This is a genomic window from Flagellimonas algicola (assembly GCF_005937185.1).
In the GTDB taxonomy this organism is placed as follows: Bacteria; Bacteroidota; Bacteroidia; order Flavobacteriales; family Flavobacteriaceae; genus Flagellimonas; species Flagellimonas algicola.
Map to the genome: position 1 here is coordinate 45,889 of NZ_VCNI01000005.1, position 17,128 is coordinate 63,016.

At 42.1% G+C, this 17,128-nt stretch carries 21 protein-coding genes; all 21 read left to right on the forward strand.

The window, feature by feature from the left end; all coding sequences use genetic code 11:
* Window position 1: 1 nt before the first annotated feature.
* The 21 genes from FGG15_RS18745 to FGG15_RS18845 all read left to right on the forward strand — a co-directional run bounded on the left by FGG15_RS18745 (window position 2) and on the right by FGG15_RS18845 (window position 17,048).
* Window positions 2-778 (forward strand): 3'-5' exonuclease, encoded by a 777-nt coding sequence (locus FGG15_RS18745; RefSeq protein ID WP_138839228.1) that lies wholly within the window; start codon window positions 2-4, stop codon window positions 776-778.
* Between the two features lie 18 nt (window positions 779-796).
* Window positions 797-1,408 carry a fumarylacetoacetate hydrolase family protein gene (locus tag FGG15_RS18750; RefSeq protein WP_138839231.1) on the forward strand — a complete coding sequence of 204 codons (612 nt, stop codon included), beginning with the start codon at window positions 797-799 and terminating at the stop codon, window positions 1,406-1,408.
* On the forward strand, window positions 1,408-1,746 hold the full coding sequence (locus FGG15_RS18755; protein ID WP_138839233.1) for an Hpt domain-containing protein: 339 nt from the start codon (window positions 1,408-1,410) through the stop codon (window positions 1,744-1,746). Before FGG15_RS18750 ends, FGG15_RS18755 begins: the two co-directional genes overlap by 1 nt.
* Window positions 1,747-2,994, forward strand: a complete 1,248-nt coding sequence (locus FGG15_RS18760; RefSeq protein ID WP_138839235.1) for a competence/damage-inducible protein A — start codon at window positions 1,747-1,749, stop codon at window positions 2,992-2,994.
* 73 nt (window positions 2,995-3,067) lie between these two features.
* Window positions 3,068-3,295 carry a 50S ribosomal protein L28 gene (rpmB, locus tag FGG15_RS18765; RefSeq protein ID WP_138839237.1) on the forward strand — a complete coding sequence of 76 codons (228 nt, stop codon included), beginning with the start codon at window positions 3,068-3,070 and terminating at the stop codon, window positions 3,293-3,295.
* Between the two features lie 26 nt (window positions 3,296-3,321).
* A complete protein-coding gene (rpmG, locus tag FGG15_RS18770) occupies window positions 3,322-3,504 on the forward strand; it encodes a 50S ribosomal protein L33 (RefSeq protein WP_014033526.1) in 183 nt (60 codons plus the stop codon).
* Between the two features lie 44 nt (window positions 3,505-3,548).
* Window positions 3,549-3,701, forward strand: a complete 153-nt coding sequence (locus FGG15_RS18775; protein ID WP_073181591.1) for a DUF4295 domain-containing protein — start codon at window positions 3,549-3,551, stop codon at window positions 3,699-3,701.
* An 89-nt stretch (window positions 3,702-3,790) separates the two neighbouring features.
* Complete coding sequence (ftsY, locus tag FGG15_RS18780; RefSeq protein WP_138839239.1) at window positions 3,791-4,747, forward strand: signal recognition particle-docking protein FtsY; 957 nt, start codon at window positions 3,791-3,793, stop codon at window positions 4,745-4,747.
* Between the two features lie 3 nt (window positions 4,748-4,750).
* A complete protein-coding gene (locus FGG15_RS18785; RefSeq protein ID WP_138839241.1) occupies window positions 4,751-5,149 on the forward strand; it encodes an RDD family protein in 399 nt (132 codons plus the stop codon).
* A 19-nt stretch (window positions 5,150-5,168) separates the two neighbouring features.
* Entirely contained in the window at window positions 5,169-5,939 is a 771-nt protein-coding gene (locus FGG15_RS18790; protein WP_138839243.1) for a hypothetical protein, read from the forward strand.
* Between the two features lie 44 nt (window positions 5,940-5,983).
* Window positions 5,984-7,387 carry a sialate O-acetylesterase gene (locus FGG15_RS18795; protein ID WP_138839245.1) on the forward strand — a complete coding sequence of 468 codons (1,404 nt, stop codon included), beginning with the start codon at window positions 5,984-5,986 and terminating at the stop codon, window positions 7,385-7,387.
* 7 nt (window positions 7,388-7,394) lie between these two features.
* On the forward strand, window positions 7,395-8,270 hold the full coding sequence (locus tag FGG15_RS18800; protein ID WP_138839247.1) for a DUF2911 domain-containing protein: 876 nt from the start codon (window positions 7,395-7,397) through the stop codon (window positions 8,268-8,270).
* A 119-nt stretch (window positions 8,271-8,389) separates the two neighbouring features.
* Window positions 8,390-9,994, forward strand: a complete 1,605-nt coding sequence (locus tag FGG15_RS18805; RefSeq protein ID WP_138839348.1) for an amidase family protein — start codon at window positions 8,390-8,392, stop codon at window positions 9,992-9,994.
* Between the two features lie 99 nt (window positions 9,995-10,093).
* Window positions 10,094-10,939: a sigma-70 family RNA polymerase sigma factor gene (locus tag FGG15_RS18810; protein WP_138839249.1), complete on the forward strand. Its 846-nt coding sequence runs from the start codon at window positions 10,094-10,096 to the stop codon at window positions 10,937-10,939.
* Window positions 10,940-10,953: 14 nt separating this feature from the next.
* Entirely contained in the window at window positions 10,954-11,337 is a 384-nt protein-coding gene (locus tag FGG15_RS18815) for a RidA family protein (RefSeq protein WP_138839251.1), read from the forward strand.
* 68 nt (window positions 11,338-11,405) lie between these two features.
* On the forward strand, window positions 11,406-12,029 hold the full coding sequence (locus FGG15_RS18820) for an FMN-dependent NADH-azoreductase (RefSeq protein WP_161992010.1): 624 nt from the start codon (window positions 11,406-11,408) through the stop codon (window positions 12,027-12,029).
* Entirely contained in the window at window positions 12,022-12,546 is a 525-nt protein-coding gene (locus tag FGG15_RS18825) for a cupin domain-containing protein (protein WP_138839255.1), read from the forward strand. The genes FGG15_RS18820 and FGG15_RS18825 overlap by 8 nt, the downstream gene beginning before the upstream one ends.
* Window positions 12,547-12,585: 39 nt before the next feature.
* The gene (rimO, locus tag FGG15_RS18830) at window positions 12,586-13,893 is read left to right on the forward strand and encodes a 30S ribosomal protein S12 methylthiotransferase RimO (RefSeq protein WP_138839257.1); all 1,308 of its coding nucleotides are present in this window, start codon (window positions 12,586-12,588) and stop codon (window positions 13,891-13,893) included.
* A gap of 92 nt (window positions 13,894-13,985) precedes the next feature.
* Window positions 13,986-14,471 carry a DoxX family membrane protein gene (locus FGG15_RS18835; protein ID WP_138839259.1) on the forward strand — a complete coding sequence of 162 codons (486 nt, stop codon included), beginning with the start codon at window positions 13,986-13,988 and terminating at the stop codon, window positions 14,469-14,471.
* Entirely contained in the window at window positions 14,471-16,093 is a 1,623-nt protein-coding gene (locus FGG15_RS18840; RefSeq protein ID WP_138839261.1) for a Gfo/Idh/MocA family protein, read from the forward strand. The genes FGG15_RS18835 and FGG15_RS18840 overlap by 1 nt, the downstream gene beginning before the upstream one ends.
* Before the next feature lie 229 nt (window positions 16,094-16,322).
* Window positions 16,323-17,048 (forward strand): FadR/GntR family transcriptional regulator, encoded by a 726-nt coding sequence (locus tag FGG15_RS18845; RefSeq protein WP_138839264.1) that lies wholly within the window; start codon window positions 16,323-16,325, stop codon window positions 17,046-17,048.
* Window positions 17,049-17,128: the final 80 nt, after the last annotated feature.

Genomic DNA, 17,128 nt, shown 5'->3' on the forward strand with positions numbered 1-17,128 from the left:
TATGGAGTTAAAACTTACCAAGCCAATCTGTTTTTTTGATTTGGAAACTACAGGAATTAATGTGGCCAAGGACAGAATTGTAGAAATTTCCATACTAAAGGTTTTTCCCAATGGTAACAAAGAAAGTAGGACCTGGTTAGTGAATCCGGAGATGACCATCCCACCAGAAGTGGTGGCAGTGCATGGTATTTCCAACAAAAAGGTGGCCAATGAACCAACATTTAAACAGCTGTCCAAGGAAATCTATAAAATGATTAAGGATAGTGATTTGGCGGGATATAACTCAGACCGATTTGATATTCCCTTGCTAGCCGAAGAAATGCTTCGAGCCGAAGTGGATTTTGATATGAAGAATATGGTTTCCGTAGATGTTCAGACTATCTTCCATAAAATGGAAAAAAGGACACTGGAAGCCGCCTATAAATTCTATTGTGATAAAAATTTGGATGATGCCCATAGTGCTGAAGCTGATACTTTGGCAACTTATGAGGTGCTCTTATCACAATTGGACCGATATCCAGAGCTGGAGAACAATGTGAAAAAGCTTTCGGAATTCACTACACGGAAACAGTCTTTGGATTTTGCGGGATTCATCGGTATAGATGATCAAAAGCGACCCATATTTGCCTTTGGGAAGCATAAGGGCAAAACGGTAGATGAGGTGATGGAATCTGAACCAGGTTACTTTGGTTGGATATTAAATGCAGATTTCCCTTTGTACACCAAAAAAGTACTTACCCAAATAAAGTTGAGCAAACTGAACAATAAATTGTCATAATCAAAATCACAAAAGGGAATGAAGCTGATATGCATTGGAAGGAACTATGCTGCGCATATTGATGAGTTGAACAACGAACGACCGGAAGAACCAGTAGTATTTATCAAACCCGATTCCGCCATCTTGCCCAAGGAGCAGGATTTTTACATCCCAGAATTTTCAGAAGACATCCATTACGAAGTAGAGGTCTTGGTAAAGATCAAAAAAGTGGGGAAGCATATCGCACCACAATTTGCCCATACCTATTATGATGAAATTGGATTGGGAATCGATTTCACCGCAAGAGACCTTCAATCCAAGTTAAAGGCAAAAGGTTTGCCCTGGGAAAAAGCAAAGGGATTTGACGGCTCAGCAATCGTTGGTAGGTGGAAGCTGAAAAATTCGTACGAAAATGTTGACAAATTATCATTTCAATTAATAAAAAATGGAACGGAAGTGCAAAATGGCAATACTTCCTTGATGCTGTGGAAAATAGATGAGCTTATTGCCCATGTTTCCACCTATTTTATGCTGAAAAAGGGCGATATTTTGTTCACGGGCACCCCTGCGGGTGTTGGTAAAGTAAGCCCAAATGATTACCTTGTAGGGATGCTGGAAGGAGAGCAGTTATTTGAAATTAATGTGAAATAATGATTTACAACCTCGACAAGATTAATGAAATGGCGGAAGGCGACCAAGATTTCGTAATATCTGTTATTTCTGTGTTTTTGGAAGAAGTTCCCGTTGACTTGGAAGGCCTGGAAACGGCCATAGGAGCGCGGGACTATGAAAATGTTTACAAGCTGGCCCACAAGATAAAACCCAATGTGGATCTTTTGGGAATGGAACAGACCCGTGCTACCGCTCTTGAGATTGAAACCCTGGGCAAGAATACGGCCAATATGGACGAAATTGAGCAAAAATTTCCCCTCCTAAAGAAGGATGTGCTTCAGGTAGTGTCCGAACTTCAAAAAGATTTTGATCTTTAAATGCAGGCAGAAATCATAACCATTGGGGATGAGATTCTCATTGGACAGGTGGTGGACTCCAACTCTACATTTATAGCAAAAGAACTCAACAAAATTGGTGTATCCGTTCATCAAATAACCTCCGTGCAAGATGATCGGGAGCAAATTTTGGATGTTCTGGAAACTGCAGGAACCCGATCTTCCATTGTGATAATGACTGGGGGATTGGGGCCAACCAAAGATGACATTACCAAACATACCCTTTGTGAGTTTTTGGATGATGAACTGGTACAAGATGACGCCGTACTTAAAAATGTGGAGGAACTCTTCAAAAAGTACTTTTCCACACCCATTTCCGAATTGAATAGAAAACAGGCTTTGGTGCCTTCTAAATCAGTCGTTCTTCAAAATCCCAATGGAACGGCACCAGGATTATGGATGAAACGCGGAGAAACGGTCTTTGTTTCCTTACCTGGAGTGCCTTTTGAAATGAAACACCTGATTCGCAGTTTGGTTATTCCCAAGATTACGGAGGAGTTTGAGCGGCCACATATATATCATAAGACCATTGTTACCTATGGAATGGGAGAAAGTGCGTTGGCCGATAAAATTGAAGACTGGGAGGACAACCTTCCCAACTATGTAAAACTGGCCTATTTGCCCAATTTGGGAAAAGTTAGACTTCGTCTAACGGCTAAAGGCCCAGATATGCATGCGCTTGTCAGTGCTGTGGATAAAGAGGTAAAACACCTTTACACATTAATTGGGGATATTATTTATGGGGAGGAGGATGGAGATTCCATTGAGCAACAGATAGGAAAGGTCATGACCCAAAAAAAATTGACCTTGGCCACCGCTGAGAGTTTTACCGGGGGAAAAATAGCAGAAAAAATTACGGCTGTTCCAGGGGCTTCGGCCTATTTTAAAGGGAGTGTGGTAAGTTACGCGACGGAAACCAAAATTAAGGTACTGGAAGTTCCACAAGATATGGTTGAAAAGCATTCGGTGGTGAGCGAACAAGTAGCCATAGCCATGGCAAAAAATGTCCAAAATCTGTTGGATGTTGACTTTTCCATAGCCACAACAGGTAACGCTGGACCCACCAAAGGGGATTCCGACGCTGAAGTGGGTACGGTTTATATCGCCATTGCCACTCCAAATGATACATTTGCCCAGAAATTTACCATTGGCAAGAACCGGGAACGTATCGTGAACCGCTCAGTAAATAGAGCGTTTGAAATGCTTTGGAAAGAAATTTTAAATTTCTGAAAAAGAATTTTGTCCGTCCCGCATAAATGGCATAAATTTGCAGCCTCAATAAAATCACTCAAAAGTTAGGGAGATGTCTAAAGTTTGTGAAGTTACAGGAAAAAAGGTGATGTTTGGAAATAACGTTTCCTTCTCTATCAATAAAACCAAGAGAAGGTTTGACTCGAATATTTCCAAAAAGAAATTCTACATCCCGGAAGAAGACCGTTGGGTAACCCTTAACGTTTCATCCAAAGGTTTAAAAATCATCAATAAAAAAGGAATCTCTGCTGTTTTAAAGGAAATCAATTCCAAAAAATAGGTTGACAAGATTTTAAGTTCAAGACAATGGCAAAGAAAGGAAATAGAGTTCAGGTTATTTTGGAGTGTACAGAGCACAAGGAGTCTGGTATGCCAGGTACTTCTAGATATATCACAACCAAAAACAAAAAGAACACGCCAGATAGAATGGAGATCAAAAAATTCAATCCCATTCTTAAGCGTATGACAGTTCATAAAGAAATTAAGTAATTCGGATTTTACGAAGTAAGATTCAAAGTAATAATAAGTAAGCCATGGCAAAGAAAACAGTAGCAACGCTTCAGTCATCATCCAAAAGATTGACCAAGGCCATTAAAATGGTCAAGTCTCCAAAAACAGGAGCCTATACTTTTGTGGAGTCAGTTATGGCACCAGAATTGGTAAACGACTGGTTAAATAAAAAATAATCAGTAGTCGAAGAAATTGAAAGCCGCTTAGTAAGCGGCTTTTTTTATGCCTTTACTTTCCTATCTTTGGAGCTTGATGAAGATTGCTTATGAGCCTATTTAAAAACATTTTTTCCTCTGATAAAAAAGAGACTTTGGACAAGGGTCTGGAAAAGTCGAAAACCAGTTTTTTTGGAAAATTGGGGAAGGCCGTTGCAGGTAAATCCAAAGTAGATGATGAGGTGTTGGATAATTTGGAGGAAGTTCTGGTGACATCAGATGTTGGAGTGGACACCACGCTGAAAATTATTGAACGAATTGAAGAGCGGGTATCCAAGGACAAGTATTTGGGAACAGATGAACTCAACACGATCCTACGGGAAGAAATTGCTAGTTTATTGTCTGAAACCCACGTGGGAGAGGATACAGAATTTGTAGTTCCAAAAGACAAAAAGCCCTATGTGATCATGGTGGTTGGCGTAAATGGAGTTGGGAAGACCACCACAATCGGGAAGTTGGCGCACCAGTTCAAAAATCAAGGACTAAAGGTTGTACTTGGAGCCGGGGATACCTTTAGGGCGGCTGCCATTGACCAGTTGCAAGTTTGGGCCGATCGGGTGGACGTACCCATAATAAAACAAAAAATGGGAAGTGACCCGGCTTCCGTTGCTTTTGATACCCTAAACTCTGCCGTGGCCGAGGAGGCTGATGTTGTACTTATAGATACAGCTGGCAGATTACATAACAAAGTCAACCTTATGAATGAGCTTTCCAAGGTGAAACGGGTTATGCAAAAGGTGATAGTAGATGCCCCGCATGACGTGCTCTTGGTTTTGGATGGTTCAACAGGACAAAATGCTTTTGAACAAGCAAAGCAGTTTACCAAGGCAACAGAAGTTTCCAGTTTGGCGGTCACCAAATTGGATGGTACGGCCAAAGGTGGTGTGGTCATCGGAATTTCTGATCAATTTCAAATACCCGTCAAATATATTGGAGTGGGAGAAGGCATAGAAGACCTGCAGGTATTCAATAAATATGAATTTGTAGATTCCTTTTTTAAAAGTTAACCCATGGAATATGCTATTTTACCTAATCGGGTCAAAGCTGTAGTAATAGATGGGGTTGTTTTAATTTGCTGCATGTATCTTGTCTCAGAACTGTTTGCCTCATTTGAGTCAGTACCGGACTATGTCCGGATGGCGGCTTTTGTTGTAATCTTCGTTTTGTATGATCCAATTTTCACCAGTGCTTTTGGCGGAACCTTGGGGCATAGCTATAGTGGAATTGTAGTAAAACGCGAAAATGATACCAAAAAGAACCTTATTTTTCCCTTGGCAGTAATAAGATTCCTGGTTAAATCCTTATTGGGATGGCTTTCATTGCTCACGGTTACAGGATCGGATAAAAAACAGGCGATTCATGATCGCATTGTAGGGTCTGTAGTATTGGATTCGGAATCAAAAAAGTAATTTTTTATCTTGCCCAATTATGGGAAGAATTCATCTGTTCGAATTTGAGGATCAAAAGTGGTTTCCCGCTTTTCTGCGCAATTACGGTACAGATTTTCTGCAATTTCTTTCCAACAAAACCAAAATGTACAAGCCCATTGTTCCAGTATTGGAAAGAGGGCTGAAAACTTGCGGTGAAGATACCATTGTGGATTTGGGTTCTGGCGGCGGTGGTGGCCTTCTTTGGTTGAATTCGGAATTGTTGAAATCCAATCCCGGCTTAAAAATAGTTTTGACCGATTTTTACCCCAACATCAGTGCATTTAAATATACCCAAAAGCAGGCGGAAAACTTTGATTTTATGGACGCCCCTGTTGATGCCAGGAATGTGCCTGACAATCTACAAGGTTTGAGAACACAGTTCCTCTCCCTGCATCATTTTAAACCAGACGATGCTAGAAAAATTCTCCAAAATGCGGTGAATGCCGGTTCAGGTATTGGTGTTTTTGAAGCTCAGGAAAGAAGTGTTCCGAGTATTTTGGCCATGTTGTTCTCACCTATCAGTGTTGTGTTGACCACCCCTTTTATAAGGCCCTTCAAGTTGGGTCGTTTGCTGTTTACCTATCTCATTCCTATTGTTCCCTTGTTTGTGCTGTGGGATGGCATTGTATCCTCTCTTCGAACCTACTCTGTCAAGGAAATGGAAGCTTTGGTGGCTTCTTTGGAACAAGGTGATACCTACCATTGGGAAATCCAAAGGGTTAAATCCGGTCCCGGAGTTATTTTGTACCTTTTGGGAATCCCCAAATAGGGGAATAACTTCATTTCTAAAATAGCAACCAATTAAACCTCATTATGGGAAGACTAGCTTTTTTCATTTTTCTATGCTGTACAAATTTGGCCTTGGCCAAGATTTGGACCCCGACCATTATTTCGGATAACATGGTACTCCAACAACAATCCACTACAACCATTTGGGGATGGACTACCCATACAGGTGAAACGATTACAATTTCTGGTTCTTGGGACAATATTGAGGTCAAAACCAAGGCCAATCAGGGTGTTTGGTCGGCTCAATTGCCCACCCCAACCGCAGGTGGACCTTATACGGTCACCGTCAAAGGACACGAAGAGCTAATTTTGTCCAATGTTATGATTGGGGAGGTTTGGATAGCTTCGGGCCAATCCAACATGCAGTGGACTCCCAATATGGGTTTGGATAATGTCAAAGAAGAAATAGCGGCTGCCCATTACCCGAACATTAGATTTTTTCAGGTACCGCAGCGAAAATCCGATACCCCACAGGATGATACACCTGGTCAATGGTCTGCTTGTACACCCGAGTCCATGCAGAACTTTAGTTCTGTGGCCTATTTTTTTGGGAGAAAACTACACAATGATTTATCCGTACCAGTGGGTTTGATCAGTTCCAATTGGGGAGGAACTCCAGTGGAGGTCTGGATTCCAGATGCTTTGATAGAACAGGATGCCGACCTTGGACCTGCGGCAAAAAAGGTTCCCGCAAATCAATGGCGGCCGGAAAAGCCTGGGGATTGCTATAATGCTATGATTCACCCATTGAGCAAGTTTAATATCGCAGGAGCCATTTGGTATCAAGGCGAATCCAATAGAGCCAATTCCAAATCCTATTACAAATCGTTCCCTTTACTCATCAAATCTTGGAGAGAACAATGGAATAAGGAGTTTCCCTTCTACTTTGCCCAAATTGCCCCATTCGATTATGACAAGGAGAAAAAAGATATCAAAGCCGCAGTGGTTCGAGATGCCCAGTTGTACACCATGAAATCCGTACCAAATTCAGGCATGGCCGTTACCAATGACATAGGTAATCTGAAAGATATTCACCCCATCAATAAACAGGAAGTGGGCAGGCGATTGGCATTATGGGCTTTGGCCCAAACCTATGGTGTAAAGGATTTAACCTATAGTGGCCCTGTGTATAAAAGCATGGAAATCAAAAAGAATAAGATAATATTGGATTTTGAGCATGCTGAAAATGGTCTGAAGATGGAAGGCAAAACTTTGCAGGAGTTTTATATTGCTGGTGAGGACAAGGAGTTTCACGAAGCCAGGGCACGAATCAAGGGAAACAGGGTGGAAGTTTCTTCACGAAATGTAAAGGTGCCCGTAGCGGTAAGGTTTGCTTTTTATGACAAGGCGTTACCAAACTTGTTCAACCAAGAGGGCTTACCTGCTTCAGCTTTTAGAACAGATGATTGGGAAATTGACTTAGATTGATATCAGAATGGGGCAACGAAAACTGACTTTGAGCATTTTTGGATTGCTGTTTGTATTGTCAATAACGGAGCTCACAGCACAGCTCACACATCCTAAAGCCAGTCCAGCATCAGTGGTCGAACAAGCGGTTGGACTTTCTAAGATCACAGTCCGCTATTCCAGGCCCGCCGTTAGAGGCAGAACTATTTTTGGAGGTTTGGTGCCTTACGGCCGGATTTGGCGTGTTGGGGCCAATGAGTCCACAAAAATTACTGTGGATACAGAAATGGAGGTAATGGGAAAAGTCCTTCCCAAAGGGACTTATGCGCTATATGCCTTTCCGGAATCCAATGCTTGGGAAATTGCATTCCATACCAATTTGACTCATTGGGGGGATGGTCGAAAAAACTATAATCCAGTGGAAGATCTTTTTCGTATTTCGGTGCGGCCAAAAAAAATGGCGGGCCATCAAGAGAACTTTTTAATCACTTTTGATGACATATCCCATAATTCCGTGCAAATGAAATTGGTTTGGGCAAACACTCAAGTTGCAATCCCCTTTAAAGTGGATACGCATGCCCAGATGGAAAGGGAAATTTCAATAAAGTTGAATGAATCGCCTACTGCTCAAACCTATTATGAGGCGGCACGCTATCTCCAAGAACAGCATAAAGACCCCAGAAGAGCTTTGGACTATTTGAACAAGGCCCTGGAACTAGGAGGTGACACCTATTATTTTCATAGGGTGAAATCTTTGGTGGAAGCTGAATTGGGGGATTACAAATCTGCAATTGCTTCAGCTAAGAGGTCCTTAAAAATTGCTGAAAAACTGGAAAAAGATGAGTTTGTTCGGATGAATCAAAAGAACATTGCCAAATGGGAAAACTTATTGGAACAAAAATGAAAATGACAAGGCTTGCCCTTGGTGTGTTAACAATGTGTTTTGCGTTGCAATCCTGCCAATTCTTTGATAAGAAGAACGAAGAGGTGGAGAATGAAAGCACATCCACAGCTGTTAAACCAATGGAAGATTTGCCGGAAACTACCAAACAACCCCTTTGGACTCCATATGATGAGACCGTGGAAATTCAGGAGAATGCCAATCATGAAAATGAGCGAATGCGATACAAATTCATTCAATCCAAAATTTTGGACAAGAATGAGGTTTTTGCTCCGCTTAATGCCGAGGTTGTCAAGTTTCCAAAGGAAAAATATGAAATGATGAAACCGTTGGTGTTGGAGCAGGACATTCCAACCATTCAAAACGCGGTTAAGGAGGGCAAATTCAACTATACTGAATTGGTGCTGTTCTACCTCTATAGAATTTATCACTATGAGCTGGATAAAGCCACCTCTTTGAACACGGTAATTGCGCTTAATCCCCATGTTTTGGATGAAGCTAATAAATTGGATTCGAATGCAGAAGGACATCATCCTATCTACGGAATGCCAATTTTGCTGAAGGACAACATTGGTGCTTCGGGAATGAATACCACTGCTGGAGCCATAGCGCTACAGGACAACCAAACGAATGACGCATTTATAGTACAACGATTAAAAGAAAACGGCGCACTTATTTTGGGTAAGGTAAACCTAAGTGAATGGGCCAATTTTATTTGTGAGTGCCCCAACGGACAAAGTGCTGTTGGTGGGCAAACCTTGAACCCCTACGGCCGTCTTGCCTTTGATACGGGCGGATCTAGTGCTGGAAGCGGGACCTCGGTGGCGGCCAATTACGCCGTGGCTGCCGTTGGAACCGAGACCTCAGGCTCTATCTTGTCTCCTTCGGGCCAAAACTCGGTTGTGGGAATGAAACCTACTATAGGTCTGCTAAGCCGCACTGGTATTGTACCCATTTCGAGTACTTTGGATACCCCTGGCCCTATGACCAAAAGCGTAATTGATAACGGGATACTTTTAGACGCTATGAGAGGGTTTGACATGGAGGACGAAAAGTCGGTCAAAGCGGATTGGGATGAAAATTGGTATGCTGAAGATGTGAGTTTGAAGGGTAAAAGATTTGGTGCCTTTAAAAATTACATGAAAAGTGATTCCATTTACAGGGAAACCATGGAGCAATTGAGAGCAGCTGGGGCAACAATCATTGAATTTGAACCCCCTGAAGTTAATTTTGATGGATTTCTTTCCATTCTGAATATCGATATGAAAAACGACCTGCCATCATATATTAAAGCGCATGTGAAAGACTCAAATCGAGTTGCTGTACGAAGTGTACAGGATGTAGTGGACTTTAACCAAAAAGATAGCTTGACCAGAATTCCCTATGGACAAGCTCGTTTGGATGGGATTTTGACGGATACCACATCTGCAGAAGGACTTAAAGGCATCAAACAAAGGACAAGAAAGGCTGGCCGCACCTATTTTAATACCCCTATGAACGATTATGGCTTGGATGCCATTCTGTCCATAAACAACCATGACGCTGGTGCAGCGGCCACCGCTGAATATCCCGCTCTCACTGTTCCGATGGGATATAAAGTTTCTGGAGAACCCATAAATTTGACCTTTATTGGAAAACAATTTCAAGAGGGAAAACTATACGCCCTCGGGGCCGCTTTTGAATCCCTCATCCAAGCACGTAAAATTCCAAAAGCATATATGGATTGATTCCATGGTCACCCAGGTTTTTTGCTCGAGTACCCTGTTGAAAAGGAATTCTTTTTCAAAATGATGTCACGTTTTTTGGTTTTGTTTTGTCATTAAGTCATGGAAGATTATCAAAATAAGTTATTTCCCTATGCCTACAATATTTTAGGCTCTGCAGATGATGCCAAGGACGCCATACAGGAAATCTTGATCAAATACCAGGACGTAAAAAACCAAGCTGTCCAAAATGAAATGGGATATCTTGTACGGTCTGTAATCAACGAGTCCATCAACCTTAAAAAGAAACGGCAAATGGGTTTGTCCAATGCCTTATGGCTTCCAGAACCCATTGCCACCGATGCCACCGATGAACAGATAGACAGCTCAGCGATCATATCCTATTCCATGATGGTGCTTTTGGAAAAACTTTCGCCTAAAGAAAGAGCTGTTTTTATCCTTAAAGAAGCATTTGGGTATTCCCACCAGGAAATTGGTTTGGTGTTGGAAATGACCCTTGAAAATTCAAGAAAGCTATTGAGCAGGGGACGGAGTAGGTTGCGTTCCCTAAAAAAAGGAGTTTCCATAGACCATGCCAAGGTTCCCAAAGCGTATTTAGAGCGGTATGTGGACAGTATTCGAAGTGGGGATATCAAGAACTTAGAGCAAATGCTGTCCGAAGATATTATGGTTTCAGCCGATGGTGGTGACGAAATCCAGGTGGTTCGGGAACTTACCCGTGGTCTTAAAGCGGCTGTTAAGCTCCTTCTTTACGTGTTTAAGACGTATCAACAAAAAAACAAGATAGTTGTTACCGAGGTTAACCATCAACCCGCCTTGCTCTACTACCAGGATGGGGTGTTGGTCAATTGCCAGATATTTCAAATTGAGGATGGGAAGATTGTCCAAATCCATGCGCAACTGGCTTCTAATAAATTAAAGGCACTCAAATCGGCCATTAATCCATAAACCCAAAAAATAACATGATTAGAGAACGAATTAGCTCAGGTTCAACCTTTGAGCAACAGATTGCCTATTCCCGAGCTGTAGTGGATGGCCGTTGGGTATTTGTTTCCGGTACCACAGGTTTTGATTACACCAACATGACCATTTCAGAAGATTTAACCGAACAAACCCGGCAATGCCTTAAAAATATTGAAGAGGCACTGGTAAAAGCCAAATCCGGTTTGCAGGACGTGGTACGCGTACTGTACATACTTCCAAATGCCGAGGAATTTGAACAGTGTTGGCCCGTACTTCGCGAATATTTTGGAACGGTTCGTCCAGTGGCCACCATGATTTCGGCTGGGCTATCGAATCCTCGGATGAAAATTGAAATCCAAGTAACCGCTTTAAAGAAAAAGTAAAAAATACTATGGGAGCAGTGTCACGTTTTCCGTTCGGATTTTGTCCTATTCATATAAAGCAAAATACTATGAAGACATTGTTACGAATTGACTGTAGCGCCAGAAAGCTAGGTTCCCATTCCAGGGAATTGGCAGATTACTTTGAAGCAAGATGGAAACAATCCAACCCGGAAGGTTGTGTTGTCCATAGGGATTTAACACGTGAACAATTGCCCCATATCCAAAACAATACCATAGAGGGCTTCCATGTTTCTCAGCACGAGGCAGATGTCCATCAGAAAAATGCAGTAGCGCTTTCTGATCGGCTTATTAACGAACTTAAAAAGGCTGATGAGGTGGTGGTGAGTAGCCCCCTTTACAACCTCAATGTGCCTTCCAACCTTAAAGCATATATGGATCAGGTGGTACGTGCAGGACATACCTTTGGTATGGATGAACAGGGGTATCATGGATTGCTCCAGAACAAAAAAGTGTTTTTGATCACTTCCAAAGGAGGAGTCTATAAAAACACTCCGATGGAAAAATTGGATTTCCAAGAACCCTACCTCAAGGCCATCTTCGGGCATATGGGGATAACAGATGTTGAAACCTTCTCCCTAGAAGGAACTGCCCACCAAAATTTGGCGGATAAGAACAAGAAGACTCTTCAACTCGCAATTGATTCAACCCTTAAAATGACAACAAATGAATAACATAGTTGACACTAAAACCGATTATTTTAATGACGTTCTCGAAAACAGAGCCACTGTGATAGTACCCGACGAGGGGGAACAACTATTGCTCAAGGATATTGAGTTTACCTTAAAGGTAACCAGTGAAATGTCCAATGATCAATTGGGAGTTTACAAGATCACGCTGAACCCCATGGCAATCGGCGCCAAATTGCACTACCATAGATTCATGGATGAGACCTTTATTGTGGATAAAGGTGAATTGACCATTCAGGTAGGGGAACAGGTCTTTAAAGCAGGAAAAGGGGCCATCGTCTATGTCCCTAGGTTTACGCCCCATGGATTTCAAAATGATACTGAAGAAAAAGTGGAACTTACCTTACTCTTTAATCCATCGCAAAAACGGGAGGGATTTTTCCGGGGACTTCAGGAAACCTTATCAGAAGAACCCATAGACCCAAAAAAGTATCTGAAGCTTTATAATAAATATGATAGCTTTCCTGTGGACACTTCCAATATGATTCCTAAAAGAGATTGATTTGGTATTCGTACTTTTGCTCCCCATTTTAAGGCAATTATGCGAACAAAATCACTCAAACAGAACAAAATCAATGTAGTAACCCTTGGATGTAGCAAAAATGTCTACGATTCGGAGGTGCTCATGGGACAGTTGAGGGCCAACAACAAGGAAGTGGTCCATGAGGAAGAAGGAAATGTAGTGGTGATCAATACTTGCGGATTTATTGCCAATGCCAAGGAGGAGAGTGTCAATACAATTTTGGAGTACGTCCAGAAAAAAGAAGCTGGTGATGTGGATAAGGTTTTTGTGACCGGCTGCTTAAGTGAGCGGTACAAACCTGATTTGGAACAGGAGATTCCCAATGTGGATGAATATTTTGGAACCAGTGACCTTCCCAATCTGCTGAAAGCGCTCGGAGCGGACTATAAACATGAACTTATTGGGGAGCGATTGACCACTACGCCCAAGAACTATGCATATTTAAAAATAGCTGAGGGCTGTGATAGACCCTGTTCCTTTTGTGCCATTCCCTTGATGCGTGGAAAACACCGGAGCAAACCCATAGAAGAGCTGGTGAACGAGTCTGAAAAATTGGCTGCTAAAGGAGTAAAAGAGCTGATTCTGATTGCCCAGGACCTTACCTATTACGGCTTGGATTTGTATAAAAAGCGGAATCTTGCAGAATTGCTTGAAGCTCTTGTACAAGTGGAAGGAATAGAGTGGATTCGTCTCCACTATGCCTTTCCCACAGGCTTTCCAATGGATGTGCTGGAAGTAATGAAGCGAGAACCAAAGGTTTGCAATTATATTGATATTCCCCTTCAACATATCTCAGATGCCATTCTAAAGAGCATGCGAAGGGGAACCACCAAGGCAAAAACAACCAAATTACTGGAGGATTTTAGAGCTGCGGTGCCCGGAATGGCCATTCGGACTACCTTGATTGTTGGATATCCGGGCGAAACAGAAGAAGATTTCAACACGCTGAAAGAATGGGTCCGGGAAATGCGATTTGAACGATTGGGTTGCTTCACCTATAGCCACGAAGAAAATACCCATGCCTATACGTTAACCGATGACGTTCCAGAGGAAATAAAGCAGGAACGGGCTAATGAGATCATGGAGCTCCAATCCCAAATATCTTGGGAATTGAACCAGGAAAAAGTAGGTAAAACTTTTCGATGTATCATTGATCGTAAAGAAGGGAACCATTTTGTAGGCCGAACGGAGTTTGATTCCCCAGATGTGGACAATGAGGTCTTAATTGATGCAACCAAGCATTACGTCAAAATAGGGGAGTTTGTGAATATAGAGATCATGGAAGCTTCGGACTTTGATTTATATGGGATTCCAGTGAAACCTTGATTCGCTACAGCAATCTCGTGATAATTATCATTTTGTCATTTAATTTTTCCTTGTAGCTTTGATTTGTTTGTACTAAATCAAAATCAAGGACTATGGTCAATACTACTGCAGACCGAAAGGTCACGATGAGTATTACCCTGCTCAGAATTCTAATAGGATGGCATTTTCTGTATGAAGGGGTAACGAAACTTTACAACCCCGAATGGACTTCGTTTGGGTATTTGGCATCGGCCCAAGGGCCACTAAAGCCTGTTTTTACCATGCTTGCCCAAGAACCCATGCTTCAGTGGGTAGATGTGCTGAACATGGTTGCACTACTTACTGTTGGGATTACGCTATTACTAGGTATTTTTGAAAGAAAAGGAGCCTTGGTAGGTATAGGGCTGCTCAGCTTGTACTACCTGGCTCATCCATCCTTACCAGGGGTTCACCAGATCAATGTGGAAGGAAATTATTGGATTGTAAACAAAAACCTTATTGAATTGGTAGCTTGTATACTACTCTTCAATTTCCCAACAGGCCAATTTTTTGGTCTTGCATACTTTAGAAAAGGAAGATTAACCAAAACGCAACAATAATGGACTGGACAAGAAGAGATTTATTAAAGGGATTAGGGGGATTACCCATTTTAGGAGCTGTTTGGTGGGCTGGTGCTGCCGGTGTGGGCAGAAAAATGAGGGAACGGACCCAAATTTTGGAACAGTTGAATATTATGCCATCATTGCCTGCAACGGTACCAGGTATAGAGGGAGAACCCATTAGAGTTGGGATTATTGGTTTTGGAATCCGAGGGGAGCAACTTTGCCGATCACTGGGTTTTGCAACGCAAGAATGGAAAGAGGAGATGAGATTGGCAGCAGAGGAAGATCCAAACCATTCGGCTTTGGAGGATTTTGAAAAGCAGGATAAACTCAATATAAAATTGGTTGGGGTTTGCGATGTTTTTGACGTACGTGCGGAAAAGGCATTGAGATCATTCAACACAGACGACAACAAAATCAAAAGGTTTGATACCTATACGTCAATGATTCGAAGTGGAGAAGTGGATGCGGTAGTTATCGCTACGCCCGATCATTGGCACGCTCCAATGTCCATTGAAGCCCTCAACAATAACGTTAGTGTGTATGTGGAAAAACCCATGACACATACGGTTGAAGAGACCTATAGGCTTCGAGAGGCGGCAAGGGCATCCAAAGCAACTTTTGCAGTGGGACACCAGCATAGACAGACCTTGAGCTTTATAACGGCAAGGGACATTGTGGAAAAGGGAACCTTAGGCCATGTTTCCTTAATTCAGACCAACACCAATCGTAATGATGACAATGGTGCTTGGAACTATGATATTCATGAAAAGGCCAATCCACAGACAATAGACTGGGAACAATTCTTGGGATCTGCGCCCAAAGTCCCTTTTAATAAGAACCACTTTTTTAGATGGCGAAAATGGTGGGCCTATGGATCAGGACTTTCTGGGGATTTGCTTACACATGACTATGATCGATTGAATTGCGTATTGAATATGGGTATTCCTGAATCCGTAAGCGCATCTGGCGGGATTTATACCCACAACGATGGTCGTGATGTACCCGACGTTTTGCAAGTAAATATGGAATTCCCAAATTATTCCACAGGAAGTAGTCAAAATAAGGGCAAGGAAAATGGCATGACGTTTTGTTACAGCGCTTCTTTGGGAAATTCATTTGGCAGACCTACGGTTTTGATGGGGCATGATGCCACCATGGAATTGGGGAATAGACTTACGGTTTGGCCAGATGGAGCCTCCACTAGATATGGGGATATGTTAGAATTGGGAAAAATGCAGCCCAATGTACCCATTTATCAATATAATCCAGCAGCCAATGTTCCGGACGCAATCTCATCGGCCACTTCCCAATACTTTGCGGATAAAGGATTAATGTGGACCTATATCGATGGGGTTCGGGTGGATTCCACCTTCCTGCACATGCGCGAATGGTTGAGTGTGATCAGGAACGGAGGTAAGGTCAGTTGCGGAATTAAGGAAGGTTTTGAGGAAGCTATAGCCGCGCACATGGCGGGCTTGTCTTGGAAATTGGGTCGAAAAATTGAATGGGATGTGGATCAGGAAGAATTAAAACCAATTCCGGGAATCAATTTTGATGAAGTATTATTGGCCAATGGGCGGTGGGAAGCTCCAATTATGGAAACCCTAGAAGGCTAAACCTTTGTTGTTTACTACAAATTAGATAAAACCTTAGCTTAGGTATTTTGATGCCGAAAATTATGTATTCCTAAAAAAGAAATTGAATTTCAGGATTTTAGGTAAATCGGTAAGCATTTGAGGCACCGGTTTCCTAATAATTGATTTCATTGTGTATTGAACTCGCTATACACTGGCTTGGTATCATTATTTTTATAAATTTGTATGATGTATGACAAATTTAGAATGAATGTTTGAACCCATTGAAAAACGTGAATCGCTTAGCGGGCGTGTAGAGGCTGAATTGACCAAGGCCATTAGAGTAGGTCAATATCAGCCATTACAAAAAATACCCACTGAGCATGAGCTATGCTCCATATTTAACGTTAGCAGAACAGTGGTAAGGGAAGCCATAAAAGGACTTAATGCCAAGGGAATTGTTGATGTGAGAAAAGGAAGTGGGGTTTATGTTTCAGAAATGAGTATCCAGAATGCCTCTGAGACCTTGAACTTATTCTTTGGCCTTTCCTCCAATGAGGATGTACTGTTGCATACCATAGATTCGCGGGCCATGATAGAGCCTATGATTGCTTCCAAATCGGCAGTAATCCGAAAGAAAAAACATATTGATCAGCTAGAAGAAAACATGGAAAAAATGCGCCAATGTCCGTTGGAGAGCAAAAATGAAGAAGCTGAACTGGACAATCAATTTCATAGAATCATCCTGGATTGCATTGACAATCCGGTACTTCATCTGTTGGTAGATCCTATTTTCAACTTGATGCCAAAATTTAAGTTTGGCGTTTTTGGTAAGACGATTACGGGAAATTTACAGGAGGAAAAGAATACATTACTCCATTACCATCAACAGATCACCGATGCCATTAGTGGGAAACATCCGCTAAGAGCAGAAAGTTATATGAAGGAACACCTGAAGGTCACTCGTGAAAACTATATAAAAGCACTGAAACCATGAAGGGAGTCGTCATTTTTGACAAGATTATGTTACGACTTACGCCTTTAGCAAAGGGTGGTAAACTACCCATGGCTCCTGAA

Bases quoted from the DNA above. Each gene is read 5' to 3' on its own strand.
- FGG15_RS18745 (WP_138839228.1), top strand. From the start codon at position 2: ATGGAGTTAAAACTTACCAAGCCAATCTGTTTTTTTGATTTGGAAACT.
- FGG15_RS18750 (WP_138839231.1), top strand. From the start codon at position 797: ATGAAGCTGATATGCATTGGAAGGAACTATGCTGCGCATATTGATGAG.
- FGG15_RS18755 (WP_138839233.1), top strand. From the start codon at position 1,408: ATGATTTACAACCTCGACAAGATTAATGAAATGGCGGAAGGCGACCAA.
- FGG15_RS18760 (WP_138839235.1), top strand. From the start codon at position 1,747: ATGCAGGCAGAAATCATAACCATTGGGGATGAGATTCTCATTGGACAG.
- rpmB (WP_138839237.1), top strand. From the start codon at position 3,068: ATGTCTAAAGTTTGTGAAGTTACAGGAAAAAAGGTGATGTTTGGAAAT.
- rpmG (WP_014033526.1), top strand. From the start codon at position 3,322: ATGGCAAAGAAAGGAAATAGAGTTCAGGTTATTTTGGAGTGTACAGAG.
- FGG15_RS18775 (WP_073181591.1), top strand. From the start codon at position 3,549: ATGGCAAAGAAAACAGTAGCAACGCTTCAGTCATCATCCAAAAGATTG.
- ftsY (WP_138839239.1), top strand. From the start codon at position 3,791: ATGAGCCTATTTAAAAACATTTTTTCCTCTGATAAAAAAGAGACTTTG.
- FGG15_RS18785 (WP_138839241.1), top strand. From the start codon at position 4,751: ATGGAATATGCTATTTTACCTAATCGGGTCAAAGCTGTAGTAATAGAT.
- FGG15_RS18790 (WP_138839243.1), top strand. From the start codon at position 5,169: ATGGGAAGAATTCATCTGTTCGAATTTGAGGATCAAAAGTGGTTTCCC.
- FGG15_RS18795 (WP_138839245.1), top strand. From the start codon at position 5,984: ATGGGAAGACTAGCTTTTTTCATTTTTCTATGCTGTACAAATTTGGCC.
- FGG15_RS18800 (WP_138839247.1), top strand. From the start codon at position 7,395: ATGGGGCAACGAAAACTGACTTTGAGCATTTTTGGATTGCTGTTTGTA.
- FGG15_RS18805 (WP_138839348.1), top strand. From the start codon at position 8,390: ATGGAAGATTTGCCGGAAACTACCAAACAACCCCTTTGGACTCCATAT.
- FGG15_RS18810 (WP_138839249.1), top strand. From the start codon at position 10,094: ATGGAAGATTATCAAAATAAGTTATTTCCCTATGCCTACAATATTTTA.
- FGG15_RS18815 (WP_138839251.1), top strand. From the start codon at position 10,954: ATGATTAGAGAACGAATTAGCTCAGGTTCAACCTTTGAGCAACAGATT.
- FGG15_RS18820 (WP_161992010.1), top strand. From the start codon at position 11,406: ATGAAGACATTGTTACGAATTGACTGTAGCGCCAGAAAGCTAGGTTCC.
- FGG15_RS18825 (WP_138839255.1), top strand. From the start codon at position 12,022: ATGAATAACATAGTTGACACTAAAACCGATTATTTTAATGACGTTCTC.
- rimO (WP_138839257.1), top strand. From the start codon at position 12,586: ATGCGAACAAAATCACTCAAACAGAACAAAATCAATGTAGTAACCCTT.
- FGG15_RS18835 (WP_138839259.1), top strand. From the start codon at position 13,986: ATGGTCAATACTACTGCAGACCGAAAGGTCACGATGAGTATTACCCTG.
- FGG15_RS18840 (WP_138839261.1), top strand. From the start codon at position 14,471: ATGGACTGGACAAGAAGAGATTTATTAAAGGGATTAGGGGGATTACCC.
- FGG15_RS18845 (WP_138839264.1), top strand. From the start codon at position 16,323: ATGTTTGAACCCATTGAAAAACGTGAATCGCTTAGCGGGCGTGTAGAG.